The organism is Endozoicomonas sp. ALD068, from assembly GCF_049310145.1.
Classification (GTDB): domain Bacteria; phylum Pseudomonadota; class Gammaproteobacteria; order Pseudomonadales; family Endozoicomonadaceae; genus Endozoicomonas_A.
Window position 1 is genome coordinate 1504884 of sequence record NZ_JBLYNU010000004.1, and the last position, 13646, is coordinate 1518529.

Below are 13646 nucleotides of genomic sequence, written 5' to 3' on the forward strand. Positions count from 1 at the left end.
TGTGTTATCCCTTTGCTGGCAGAAGAGTGGCCGAGACTTCACCAAAGCCGATTCTGGCCGTGCCTTCTTTCTCGCACCAGCCTCTCATGATCACGGTATCTCCGTCCTGCAGGAACCTTCTTTGTTCACCATTGGTCAGGTTTATAGCCTCCTTACCACCCCGGGTCAGCTCCAGCAGTGAGCCTGCTTCCTCTGGCCTGGGGCCTGACTGGGTACCCGTTCCCAGCAAATCGCCGGATTGCAGGTTACAACCATTACTGGCGTGATGAGCCACCATCTGGCCCACACTCCAGTAAGAATGTTTGAAGCTGGATTGAGACAGCTTTTCCATGCTTTGTTGAGAACCTTTCATGGCGGGTGTTTGCAGGAGGACTTCCAGCTGAATGTCCAGAGCGCCCAGACGAGTGTTTTCTTCCGAGCTCAAATAAGGCAGAGGTTGTGGATCATCGGCAGGACGAAGATAACTGGTTCGATATGGAGCCAGTGCTTCCAGCGTCACGATCCAGGGCGAAATAGTGGAGGCAAAGCTTTTGGCCAGAAACGGTCCCAGGGGCTGGTATTCCCAGGCCTGAATGTCTCGTGCAGACCAATCATTGAGAAGACACAGGCCAAATACATGCTGATCGGTCTTATCCAACGCAATAGGGTCACCCAAAGGGTTGCCCTGACCGATGAAAATGCCCATTTCAAGCTCATAGTCCAGTCGTTTACAGGGACCAAAGGAAGGTTGTTCTGCGTCCGGTGCTTTGGTTTGACCAACCGGACGGTGAAAAGTTTGTCCTGAAACCCCAATGGATGAGGCCCTGCCGTGGTAGCCAATGGGCACCCACTTATAGTTGGGTAGCAGAGGATTGTCGGGTCTGAACAGTGAACCTACGGCTGTAGCGTGATAGATAGAGGAATAGAAGTCCGTGTAATCCCGAATCTGGCAGGGCAGGGCGAATTCGGCTTTGTTCATGGTGATCAGACAGGGCTTCAGTTGGCTCTCCAGTTCCGAGCCTGTTCTCAGTGCTCTGGACAGGCTGAGCCTGAGAGCGCTCCAGTATTCAAAGCCCAACTCCATCAGGGGCGTTAAATTTTCCTGGGCACAGGCTGTCAGTGCCACGGCTGCCTTGCCGTCAAATGGCTTCAGTGCGTCCGTTGCCTTCAGGTCCAGAATCTGGTTGCCAATGGCTACGCCACAGCGGAAAGGCTCACTGCCTGTGCGAAAAACAGCAAAAGGCAGATTCTGAATGGTAAAGTCGGCATCCAATTTGTTGGCACAAATTACCCAGCTGGTTAGATTAACGTCATGGGTCTCGTTCATTGAAATCATTGGTCATCCTGAATGCATCAAGAAGCAGGGTACCAGCAACTGCAAACAGCCTATCTGGCACGCGTGATTTTTGTTGTTAATGACTGTCTGACTTAAGGCTTCTGACTGGGATCAAAATGCTTCTTCAGGCCAGACCAGCATTTAAGATAGTCTTTTTGTCGCAGGTTGCTCTCCATGGCAAATTTTGAGGGTACGTAGACATATCGGGATTCAAACATGAACGCCAGAGTGTTTTCATAACGCACGGGCTTCAGCTCCGCTTCGCTGGCTTTCCTGAATACCTCCGCCTCGGGACCGTGGGGTGACATACAGTTATGCAGACTGCTGCCACCGGGTACAAACCCTTTTTCCTTGGCGTCGTAAACACCCTGAATCAGCCCCATAAACTCACTCATAATATTGCGGTGATACCAAGGGGGGCGGAAGGTGTTTTCAGCCACCATCCAGCGGGGAGGGAAGATGACAAAATCCAGGTTGGCTACGCCGGGTGAGTGAGATTGGGAGGTCAGAACCGTAAAGATAGAGGGGTCCGGATGGTCATAGCTCACCGTATTGATGACATTGAAACGGGACAGCTCGTATTTATAGGGTGCCGAAGTTCCCACCCAGGCAACGACATCCAGGGGTGAGTGATCGAGCTCACAGGCATAAAGGTGACCAGCAAATTTAGCGATCAGTTCGAAGTTACCTTCTTCGTCTTCATACCAGGCAACGGGGTATTGGAAATCCCGGTCATTGGCGAAGCCATTGGCGCCTGCCGGGCCGCGTTCCGGCAGTGTCAGAGGGGCTCCATAGTTTTCGCAGAGATAACCACTGGCCTGACTCTCCAGAAGATCCACTCTGAATTTCATACCTCGCGGAATCACGGCGATATCTCCCGGGCTAACCTGTAATCGACCCAGTTCGGTACAGATCATCAGAGCGCCTGACTGTGGCACAATCAGCAGCTCGCCATCGGCATTATAAAAAAAACGCTTTTCCATGCTCTGGTTAGCGGCGTACAGATGAATGGCACTACCGATCTGTGTAATGGCTTTACCATTAGCCGCAAGGGTAGTCAGACCACTGATAAAATCAGTCGGTTGTTTCGGAGCGGGCAGTGGGTCCCAACGAAGCGGACTTGGCACAGGCGGCAGGTCTGTCAGGGGGGCGGTTTCCAGCAGGGGATTGTTCTCCCAGGGCTGGAAGTCTCCCTGAACAACAGAGGGGCGGATTCGATAAGTCCAGGTCCGGCGGTTCTGGTGTTTGGGGGCTGTGAAGGCCGTGGAGGAAAACTGTTCACAATAGAGCCCGTAAGCCACCTTCTGAGGGTTGAAGCAGGCCTTGGGCAGGGCACCGGGTAATGCCTCTGTTTCGTGTTCGTTACCAAAGCCCGTCTGGTATTCAAGATCGTCAGGTAATGTCATCAAACTGAACCTATCGTTTTTCTTATTTCCAAGCCTAATTGCCGGGTAAGGATGAAAGCTGTTTGTCGAGGTCCTGAATTGTTTCCATTTTTAGCCAGTCCTGAGAGTTTGTCCATAAGGATTCTGGATTTTTAATCTCCCGGCGCTGCTGCGACAGTGTTAAATCCGGCTCCTTCAGGGCTCTCTCTTTATCACAAGTCCTGTGAGCTTTTCTCTCCACGGCTTACCTTCATGACGACAGAAGTCGTGTGTGCAACAGGTCAATTAAACAAGGTGTGCAAATAATCCAAAGGGGCATAGAGTTTCTGCCATTGGTTACGGACTGTTTCGGTGAAACTTTCTTCAAGTGAGTAACCATAAACAGCATTGTTTGAAACGCCATTGATCAGAGCGATTGTCAATGCAGGAACCAGGGTAAAAGCGACGTTTTTCAATAAATGGTTTGAGTCCAGGTTTGATTTTTGACTCGACAGAAGAAACATGACGACGGCCCCGACTGTACTTCCGCAATCACCTGAATGCGGGATACTGGTTTCAATTTTTCCTAGAGAGAAGGCCAGAGTATAGAATGCGATAACGGACAAGACTGGGTCAGAGATCCAGAAAGCTACTGCTCCGATGGCTCCGATTGTGGCAACGGCCCTTGTTCCGGCTAATTCTTTGGTTGCGGTCAAAGCTTTTGCTCCTGCTTCCACCTCGACTGCATGAGCATCGTCTGAATTATATGTTGACATATAGATTTTTGACATCACTGAATGTGCCATCAAGTTAGACAGCACATAAGCAAAGATTGCATTAAGAGTAGAGCCTCTGGCGGCCAACCGCTCATAAACTATTGCCCCGACCATCAAGCCTGTGATGGATTTCAAGATGGCATATTCAAGAAGGGTAATTTTTTCAGGCTTGATTGAACGAATGTCACGGTCCCTTAAATCCTTTATGGTCTCAGCTTCGGCTACTGTTCTTGCCATTACCTCATGGGTAAAGTATGCGATTGTTATGGGTATAAAATAAGGGTCGTCAGTCGTGTATGCTCTGAAACCAACGAATCCTGTTCCTACATATCGCAGCGGTTGCCACAGGGGCCGCCGAAGGGACCAGTACGGCGATACGTGTCCGACTAAAGCAACCTCAGTGGAGGTAATAACGGCTGCCAGTTGATTACAAAAAGATGATTTGACCTCTTGTAACTCATTTTGCTGTGTGCCAGACAGGCCAGATCGGCCTGTGAGGGTAGATACCAGCTCGGGTGATCTGCAGATGCCGTACCAGAATCCGTAATTGATCAAAGTGGAAACGGCCAGCCCGGAACTGCTACTGACCAGTTTCAGGCTATCTTCAACTAACGAAGCATTATTGTAATGGCTCAATAAGTTAAATTGTTCTTCTTTCGATAGATCTGAATGAGCGACTGAACCTATAGATAACAAGCACGACAACAGTGCTGATATCTTACACAGTGTTTCCATTGTTCATATCCTTAATTGGGGTAACTGATTTATTGTCAGGAAATGTCAGGCTGAACCTTTTCGTACCGGGAATTAGTACCAAACGAACTTTCTAACTCCCTATTGCGCTGAAGAATTGAGCCTTAATCCTGCTTTGGCGATCGTCGCCATAGCTAAGGCTAAGACTCCTCACGCCGCCTTGTTTTAAGGCTCAAATCTCCATGCTCATCACGGGAGCTAGCAGCCTGTCGGACTTAAGACTGTCCTACTGCGGTTGCAATAAATTGGTCTAAAAATCCCTGTTTCTTCGTCAAATAGCTCGCTATTCTCCTCAGAAACAGAGATTTTTATCCTCAATTTCTTGCAATCCTCGCTACGGACGCTTAAGTCCGACAGGCTGCTAGAAAGCACGATTGGTATAACTGCTTTTTTGTGGTTGTTTTTTGCAGTTGTGTATACCTGACCAGTTCACAGAGGAAGCTATCACCAGGCCCCAGCCCTCTGGACTTTGCTGTTTCCACGGGAGTTTATAGTTCAGCAGTGGAATTTTCGCCATTTATTAGATTCATCGAGTGAGTGTATAACCCCGTATTCTTAGAGGTCGCCGCAAAGCTTGAGGTTTCTCCATTTTTAGCCAGTCCTGAGACTTTATACCAATCGAGCTTTCTAACTCCCTGTTGCGCTGAAGATTTGAGCCTAAATCCTGCGTTGGCGATCGTCGCCTTGTCTTAAGGCTCAAATCTCCATGCTCATCATGGGAGTTAGAAAGCACGATGGGTATTATTCGTACAGATGACCAATTTTTCCTCTCCCGGAGATATTGCGGCAATGTTAATATCTCTCAGAACCTGATTGACCGAATAGACAACATTTGAGAACTGACTTGCCAAACACCCAGCCTGTACGCAAAGGCTTTCTTCTTAGCCGACATAGCCAGGACCGCAGAGGACAGACGGAAGTTGTTTTGTGGGTTGTCACTGATGACGGCCCTGCAAAGCTGGTGGTTGAAGGAGAGCGTCCCGTCTGTTTTGTTGTTTCCTCCGGGTTTGAGCCACTACAGAGTGAGTTTTTCAGGAGTTATCCAACAATCGAGGCAAAGCCGCTGCCTCTGAAGAACTTTCGCCATGAGCCAGTCACGGCCCTTTATAGTCAAAACCTGAACCAATCGTTTCAGATGCATGATTATTTTCGTACCAGGGGTGTAGAGTTGCTGGAAGCCGATGTCAGGCTGGCAGACCGGTTTCTGATGGAGCGTTTTGTTTACGGTGGCATGGCATTCACGGGTGATTTGGTGCAGAAGTCAGGCTATCAGGAATACCGCAAGGTGCGAATTCGTCCTGCTGAGTTTAATCCCGACTTCAAGGTGGTCTCCCTGGATATTGAATGTTCCGAGCGAGGTGAACTTTACTCCATTGGACTTTTGGCCGGGGACTTTCAACGGGTCATCATGGTGGGCGATCAGGAGCCGGTTGACTGGATACATTGGGTTGCTGGTGAGAGAGCACTTCTGGAGGCACTTGAAGAGACGCTCGGAACTCTGGACCCCGACATAGTGATTGGCTGGAATGTCATTAATTTTGATTTTCGGCTGCTGCTTAAACGGGCAGAACGCCATGGCATGTCGTTGAAACTGGGCCGGGGGCAACAGGCAGCCAGCTGGAGAAGTCGCAGGGGTGATAGTGGGCAGGGGTTTATTACCCTGCCGGGTCGAATGGTCATTGACGGCATTGAGGCATTAAAGGCAGCCACTTATCAGTTTGACAGCTTTAGTCTGGAGTTTGTGGCACAGACGCTTCTGGGCAAAGGTAAGGCGACAGAAGACGTAGATAACCGGATGGCTATCATTAATCATGACTTCCTCCATAACAAGGAAAAACTGGCCCGTTACAACCTGCAGGACTGCCGACTGGTTGCAGAGATTTTTCAACACACCAACATTCTTGATTACCTGAGATTACGCAGTCATCTGACCGGGCTGGAGCTTGATCGCATGGGTGGCTCAGTCCAGGCATTCACCAATCTTTATATGCCCCGTTTGCACAGGGCCGGTTATGTGGCTCCGAATTTACCGGAAGGCGGAGGGCTGGCCAGTCCGGGGGGGTATGTTATGGATTCCATTCCCGGACTCTATCGCAATGTCATCGTTCTGGATTTCAAGAGCCTTTATCCTTCGATCATCAGAACCTTCAAAATCGATCCACTGGGACTGGTGGAAGGTTTGCAGAAACCAGAAGGGGCGATTCCCGGTTTTCGTGGCGGCCTGTTCTCCCGTGACCGGCATTTTCTTCCAGATATCATTGCTTATTTCTGGGCCCAACGGGATGAAGCCAAGAAGCAAAAGGATGCTGCCCGCTCCCAGGCGCTGAAGATTATTATGAATTCCTTTTATGGCGTGCTGGGCTCAGGCGGATGTCGTTTCTACGATACCCGGCTGGCCAGCTCCATTACCCTGCGAGGGCATGAAATCATGCAGCAGACGGCCCGCTGGATAGAAGAGCAGGGCTATCAGGTGATTTATGGCGATACCGATTCTACGTTCGTGCTCCTGAATGAAGCCTATTCCGATGAACAGGCCAGGTCCACCGGGAAAGAACTGGAGCGGCTGATTAATGAACGCTGGACAGCCAAATTAGAAGAGGATTATCAACTGGACTCGGCACTGGAGCTTGAGTTTGAAACCTGTTACCGAAGGTTTCTGATGCCGACCATTCGTGGCGCGGATACCGGCAGTAAAAAACGCTACGCCGGCATTACAGCCACTGCCAGCGGGCAGCAACTGGTATTCAAGGGACTGGAAACGGTCCGTTCTGACTGGACGGCACTGGCAAAATATTTTCAAACAGAGCTGTTCTCGTTGGTGTTTAACGATCAATCTCCGGTAAACCTGGTCAGGGAGACTGTGCAGAAAACACTGGCCGGAGAGTGGGATGACAAACTGGTGTACCGAAAGCGACTGCGGCGTAATCTCAGGGACTATGTTAAACACATTCCTCCTCAGGTCAGGGCGGCCAGAAAAGCCGATGAGATCAATCAGTCACTGGGAAAACCATTAAAGTACCAGCGAAAAGGCTGGATTCAATACCTGATCACCGTCAACGGCCCTGAGCCGCTGGAATATCGCACCAGCCCCATTGATTATCAACATTACATCGACAAGCAGCTAAAGCCGGTGGCAGAGGGTGTTCTTCCGTTTATAAATCTTGATTTTAATACCTTGATTGACGAACAGATGGGACTGTTTTGACGGTTCAACCCGTCGTGCCAGACTGGGCCTTAACCATCATCACCCATAAGTACCTAACCAGTTGGTTTCGCATATTCTGGACGGCGGCTTTTTCCACCCTTCTGCGTTCCAACTCTGGTTGCGTAGCTATGGCTACGCGCCCGTCGTTGCGCCTTGAAGGATGAAAAAATCCACTCGCCAGAATATGCGAAACCAACTGGCCAGGTACTTAGGTCGTCGCTCGCCTAAACTGCCTGTCAGTTAAACAAGGTACACAAATAATCCAAAGGATTATGAAATTTCTTCCATTGGTTACGGACTGTTTCGGTGAAACTTTCTTCAAGTGAGTAGCCATAAACCGCATTGTTTGAAAAGCCATTGATCAAAGCGAGAGTCAATGCGGGAGCCAGAGTAAGAGCAACGTTTTTCAATAAATGACCTGAGTCCAGTGCTGAGCGTTGATGACTGAGAAGAGCCAAGACCAGGTTTCCGGCCATCAATCCTCCCACCATTCCATCAGTGATGTCCCTTCCTCTGGTACAAGGAGAAATCAAAATCGCGGTGTAAACTACCATGGCGATGCTCGGTAATAGATCTTTTGATATGTGCGCGGCCCTTACGCCTCCGGATATGGCTGTAGCCCATGATCCAGCCAAGGCTCCGACTCCTGTTCCAGCCAAGACATCTGCTCCTGCTTCTGCTTCTGTCCAGACGCTATCATCACAGTTTGAATTGTATCTTGAAAGAGGGCTTATTGCTGATAATCCCTCTACCAATGCGTGGGATATTATGTAACCAAAGATTGCTTTTGCGTGTGAGCCATCTCTGGCGATCATCATGTCATAGACTATCGACCCGACCGTCATGGCAGCGACTGATGACAACATGGAATATTCACTTTCAGCATAATCCAGAGGATGGGTTGTGCTTCTGTCCTGATACCTTGAGCTCCGGATAGCAGTGGCTCCGGCTACCGTTCTTGCTACTACCTCATGGGTAAAGTAACTCGCAGTCACTATGGGCATAAGATAAGGATTGCTGTTAGTGTATGCTGCATATCCACTGTAGGCTGTTCCGGCATATCGCAATGTCTGCCACCAGGGTTGCTTAAGTGGCCAGGATGATACGTGCCCGGCTAAAGCGACCTCGGTGGAAGTGATAACGGCTGCGAGTTGATTACAAAAAGATGATTTGACCTCTTGTAGCTCATTTTGCTCTGTGCACGACAGATCAAAGCGACCTGCAAGGGCAGAGACCACCTCGGGTGATTTGCAGATGCCGTACCAGAATCCATAATTGATCACGGTGGAAATGGCCAGGCCGGAGCTGCTGGTTGCCAGCTTCAGGCTGTCTTCAACCAACGATGTATTACTGTAGTGGCTCAATAATTTAAATTGTTCTTCTTTTGATAGGCCTGAATGAGCGACTGAACATAAAAATAATAAGCACGAGAAAAGCGCTGTTAGTTGACCGGATATTTTCATTATTGAAATCCATAATCAGGGTATCTGATTTGCTATAAAGCAAATGACCAGTCAAACCTTAACTGTCAGAATTAATCTGCTTGTTTTTTATAGCATCCATAATGAGGTTCAAGGGTGACAGATGCTTAATATACGGCCGCATTTGGCTGGTCTTTGCAGATACGAGAGCTCGTTCAGCATATACAGGAGGCTGCAGTGCCTGACCTTTTATTGTTTACGGGAGAATTTATAGTACAGCAAATGAACTTTCGCTATTCAGTAACGGTCATTGTTTGGCGATTCACGAAATAAACTAGTCTCTCGCATCTAACCTAACCATTTGTTAATTAAACAAGGTGTACAAATAATCCAAAGGAGCATGAAATTTCTTCCATTGGTTACGAGTTGTTTCGGTCAAAGTGTCCTCAAGTGAGTAACCGTAAACCGCATAGTTTGAAATGCCATTGATCAGGACGATTGTCAGTGCAGGATACAGGGTAATAGCAATGTTTCTTAATAAATGGTTTGAGTCCAGCTCTAAGCTTTGTTTAAACAGAATTATCAGGACTGTGAGTCCGGTTCCAGCTCCGGCCATAGCTCCAAGTAGGACTTCGTCTTCAACTCCGGATAAAAATTCAGTTTTACTGAGTGACAAGGTCATATAACCCACTACGACTGTGGACAATGTCAGGTCAAAGAATCCAGCATAGAAGGCTCCGGTCAAGGCTAGGGCCATTGATCCAGCCAAGGCGCCGGCTAAGGTTTCTGCGTCTGCTTCCAGCTCGAATGCATGGGCACCGCCTGAATTAGAAGCTGAAAAATGGCTTTCGGGTAGTAATAATTCTATCAATGCAGAAAACGCAAGATAAGCAGAGATGGCTTTACCCGTTGAAGAGCCTGCGGCGAGAAACTGGCGATAAAACATTGCTCCAAACATCACGCAGGTGATTGATTTCACTAAGGCATATTCACTGCAGGTATAATTTTCGGGTTGGATTGGAGGTCTGTCCAGGGTCCTTAAAGCCAGTGTAGTCGTAGCTCCGGCTACCGTTCTCGCCACTATTTCATGGGTAAAGTAAGTCGCAGTCATTATGGGTATAAAACGAGTGTCGCATTTTGTGTATGCTAAATAACCAGTGTATGCGGTTCCAACAAATCGCAGTGGCCGCCACCAGGGCCGCTTAAGGGGCCAAAGCGATACCTGACCTGCTAATGCAACCTCAGTGGAGGTGGTGACGGCTGCGAGTTGATGACAAAAAGAAGATTTGAGCTCCTGGAACTCATTTCGCTCTGGGAGATTCAGGCCAGGGCGACCCGTGAGGGAAGAGACCAGCTCAGGTGATTTGCACAAGATGCCGTACCATAATCCATAATTGATCACAGTGGAAATGGCCAGGCCGGAGCTGCTGGTTGCCAGCTTCAGGCTGTCTTCAAACAACGATGTATTACTGTAGTGGCTCAACAATTTAAATTGTTCTTCTTTTGATGTGCCTGAATGAGCGGCTGAACATAAAAATAACAAGCAAGAGAACAGCGTTGTTAGTTGACCGGATATTTTCATTATTGAAGTCCCTAATCAGGGTAAATGATTTGTGATAAGCAAATGACCAGTCAAACCTTAACTACCAGAATTAACCTGTTTCTTTTATAGCTTCCAGCATTAGGCTTAAGGGCGACAGATGCTTAATATATGCCGTCTTTTGGGTGGTCTTTGTTGTGTCTCGCCCTGTAACGTTTCGTGAAGATTTTATAGTGCAACGATTGAATTTTCGCCATTCACTAGCGGAAATTGTATCAGCGATACACGAGCTGAAATCTAACTGGCTGTCTCTCGCATCTAACTATTTGTCAATTAAACAAGGTGTACAGATAATCCAAAGGAGCATGAAACTTCTTCCATTGGTTACGGACTGTTTCGTTGAAACTTTCTTCAAGTGAGTAACCATAAATCGCATTGTTTGAAAAGCCATTGATCAGAGCGAGAGTCAATGCGGGAGCCAGAGTAAGAGCAACGTTTTTCAATAAATGACCTGAGTCCAGTGCTGAGCGTTGATGACTGAGAAGAGCCAAGACCAGGTTTCCGGCCATCAATCCTCCCACCATTCCAACAATGGTGTCCCTTCCTCTAGAATAAGGAGAAACCAAAATCGCGGTGTAAACTACTATGGCGGCGCTCGGTAATAGATCAGATGTGTGCGCGACCCTTACGCCTCCGGATATGGCTGTAGCCCATGATCCAGCCAAGGCTCCGACTCCTGTTCCAGCCAGGACATCTGCTCCTGCTTCTGTCCAAACGCTGGCAACACCGTTTGAATTGTATTTTGAAAGAGGGTTTATTGTTGATAATCCCTCTACCAATACGTGGGATATTATGTAAGCAAAGATTGCTTTTGCGCGTGAGACATCTCTGGCGATCATCATGTCATAGACTATCGACCCGACCATCATGCCAGCAACTGCTGACAACATGGAATATTCACTTTGTGCATAATCCAGAGGTTGGGTTGTGCTTCTGTCCTGATACCTCAAGCTCCGGATAGCAGTGGCTCCGGCTACCCTTCTTGCCACTACCTCATGGGTAAAGTAACCCGCAGCCACTATGGGTATAAGATAAGGATTGCGGTTAGTGTATGCTGCATAACCACTGTAGGCTGTTCCGGCATACCGCAATGTCTGCCACCAGGGATGCTTAAGGTGCCAGGGTGATAGGTGCCCGGCTAAAGCGACCTCGGTGGAAGTGATAACGGCTGCGAGTTGATTACAAAAAGATGATTTGACCTCTTGTAGCTCATTTTGCTCTGTGCCTGACAGATCAAAGCGACCTGCAAGGGCAGAGACCACCTCGGGTGATTTGCAGATGCCGTACCAGAATCCATAATTGATCACAGTGGAAATGGCCAGCCCGGAGCTGCTGGTTGCCAGTTTCAGACTGTCTTCAACTAACGATGTATTACTGTAGTGGCTCAGTAATTTAAATTGTTCTTCTCTTGATATACCTGAATGAGCGACTGAACATAAAAATAACAAGCACGAGAACAGCGTTGTTAGTTGACCGGAAGTTTTCATTATTGAAGTCCTTAATCAGGGTAAATGATTTGTGATAAGCAAATGACCAGTCAAACCTTAACTACCAGAATTAACCTGTTTCTTTTATAGCATCCGGTATCTTCCTGGCCCTTTGGGGCTTACACGGCATTAGTTGTTCACTATTCTTGTTTATTTTCGGCATTCACTAGGAGCCTGACCGAGAATAGACTACCCTACTGCGGCGGCAGCAAATTGGTCTGAAAATCCGCTTTTGTTCGTCAAATAGCTCGCTATTCTCCTCACAAAACCGAATTTTCATCCTCAATTTTCTGCCGTCCTCGCTACGGGCGCTATTCTCGGTCAGGCTCCTAGCGGAAATTGCTCAGCGACACACGAGCTAAAATCTAATTAGCTGTCTCTCGCATCTAACTATTTGTCAATTAAACAAGGTGTACAGATAATCCAAAGGAGCATGAAACTTCTTCCATTGTTTACGGACTGTTTCGGTGAAACTTTCTTCAAGTGAGTAACCATAAACACGATGGTTTGAAAAACCATTGATCGCAGCGATTGCCAGTGCAGGACCCAGAGGAGCGATGTTTTTCAATAAATGTTTTGGGTCCAGTTGTGAGTGTTGCAGCATCATAAGTCCAATGATTTGTGTTCCGGCTAGCAATCCGACGAAGGCTCCAACACAGACTTCCGGAACTATGGGGACGGCTGAGACCAGAGTGACAAGTGTGATTCCTTCGAAGATTAAATTTGAGCGCTCAGCAGACATCATTATGGCTGCGGCTATGGCTGCAGCTAATGATCCAGCTATGGCTCCGGCTTCGGCCAGGTCTTCTGCTCCTGCCTCGATTCTATCAGTATCGTCTGAATTAAGTGTTGAAAAAGAGCTTCTTGTAAATATTCTCTTTGTCAATTCAGACGATATCAGGTAAGCACCGATCGCTTGCGCCGTTGTAAAACCTCCGGCGAGCATAGCGTCGTAGACTACTACCCCGACCATCAGACCCGCCATTGATGACAACAAAGTATATTCACTACGGACATAATCCAAAGGTTGGCTCGTGCCTCTGTCCTGCTGCCTTAAAGCCTGGATGGCATAGGTTCCGGCTACCGTTCTTACAACGACCTCATGGGTAAAGTATGCCGCAGTGACAACGGGTATAAGAAAAGGGGGATTGCAGGTAGTGTATGTTTTGTAACCAACGTATGCAGTTCCCGGAAATCGCAGCGGCTGCCACCAATCCAGCGCAAGGGGCCAGGCCGATACGCGTCCGGCTAATGCAACCTCAGTGGAAGTGATAACGGCTGCAAGTTGATAACAAAAAAGTGATTTAAATTTTTGCAGCTCATTTTGCTCTGTACCAGACGGATCAGAGCGACCCGCAAGGGCAGAGACCAGCTCGGGTGATCTGCAGAGGCTGTACCAGAATCCGTAACTGATCACGGTGGAAACGGCCAGCCCGGAACCACTACTGAACAGTTTCAGGCTGTCTTCGACTAACGATGCATTATTATTGTAGTGGCTTAATAAGTTAAATTGCTCTTCTCTGGTTAAGCTTGAATGAGCGACCAAACACAAAGATAATAAGCACGAAAATAATGGTATTAGTCTAACGGACATTTTCATTCTTCGTGTCCATAATCAGGGTAAATGAAACTGATGTGTTGCGAGCATTTCCTGTTTTCTCAGGATCCTATTTATAGAACAGCAATGGAATTTTCGCCAACCATTGAGTGGTTCCCGGGTTCAGG

8 protein-coding genes are annotated in these 13646 nt (G+C 48.1%); 1 reads left to right on the top strand and 7 read right to left on the bottom strand.

The window, feature by feature from the left end:
- Positions 1–4: 4 nt before the first annotated feature.
- The 3 genes from fahA to ACO6V5_RS05210 all read right to left on the bottom strand — a co-directional run bounded on the left by fahA (position 5) and on the right by ACO6V5_RS05210 (position 4190).
- Positions 5–1315: a fumarylacetoacetase gene (fahA, locus tag ACO6V5_RS05200; RefSeq protein ID WP_422134011.1), complete on the bottom strand. Its 1311-nt coding sequence runs from the start codon at positions 1313–1315 to the stop codon at positions 5–7.
- 92 nt (positions 1316–1407) lie between these two features.
- Positions 1408–2721: a homogentisate 1,2-dioxygenase gene (hmgA, locus tag ACO6V5_RS05205; protein WP_422134010.1), complete on the bottom strand. Its 1314-nt coding sequence runs from the start codon at positions 2719–2721 to the stop codon at positions 1408–1410.
- Between the two features lie 260 nt (positions 2722–2981).
- On the bottom strand, positions 2982–4190 hold the full coding sequence (locus ACO6V5_RS05210; RefSeq protein WP_422138140.1) for a hypothetical protein: 1209 nt from the start codon (positions 4188–4190) through the stop codon (positions 2982–2984).
- An 862-nt stretch (positions 4191–5052) separates the two neighbouring features.
- Between ACO6V5_RS05210 and ACO6V5_RS05215 the strand changes: the two genes are divergently transcribed.
- Positions 5053–7413 (top strand): DNA polymerase II, encoded by a 2361-nt coding sequence (locus ACO6V5_RS05215; protein ID WP_422411146.1) that lies wholly within the window; start codon positions 5053–5055, stop codon positions 7411–7413.
- A 236-nt stretch (positions 7414–7649) separates the two neighbouring features.
- Here the strand turns inward: ACO6V5_RS05215 and ACO6V5_RS05220 are convergent, their stop codons facing one another.
- From ACO6V5_RS05220 to ACO6V5_RS05235, 4 genes are all read right to left on the bottom strand, one after another.
- Positions 7650–8777 (bottom strand): hypothetical protein, encoded by a 1128-nt coding sequence (locus ACO6V5_RS05220; RefSeq protein ID WP_422134007.1) that lies wholly within the window; start codon positions 8775–8777, stop codon positions 7650–7652.
- A gap of 421 nt (positions 8778–9198) precedes the next feature.
- Positions 9199–10377: a hypothetical protein gene (locus ACO6V5_RS05225; protein ID WP_422134006.1), complete on the bottom strand. Its 1179-nt coding sequence runs from the start codon at positions 10375–10377 to the stop codon at positions 9199–9201.
- A 326-nt stretch (positions 10378–10703) separates the two neighbouring features.
- On the bottom strand, positions 10704–11921 hold the full coding sequence (locus ACO6V5_RS05230; RefSeq protein ID WP_422411150.1) for a hypothetical protein: 1218 nt from the start codon (positions 11919–11921) through the stop codon (positions 10704–10706).
- Between the two features lie 397 nt (positions 11922–12318).
- On the bottom strand, positions 12319–13473 hold the full coding sequence (locus ACO6V5_RS05235) for a hypothetical protein (RefSeq protein ID WP_422441846.1): 1155 nt from the start codon (positions 13471–13473) through the stop codon (positions 12319–12321).
- Between the last annotated feature and the right edge of the window lie 173 nt (positions 13474–13646).

Coding starts and splice junctions, on each gene's coding strand:
- fahA (WP_422134011.1), bottom strand. CDS start 1,315: ATGATTTCAATGAACGAGACCCATGACGTTAATCTAACCAGCTGGGTA.
- hmgA (WP_422134010.1), bottom strand. CDS start 2,721: ATGACATTACCTGACGATCTTGAATACCAGACGGGCTTTGGTAACGAA.
- ACO6V5_RS05210 (WP_422138140.1), bottom strand. CDS start 4,190: ATGGAAACACTGTGTAAGATATCAGCACTGTTGTCGTGCTTGTTATCT.
- ACO6V5_RS05230 (WP_422411150.1), bottom strand. CDS start 11,921: ATGAAAACTTCCGGTCAACTAACAACGCTGTTCTCGTGCTTGTTATTT.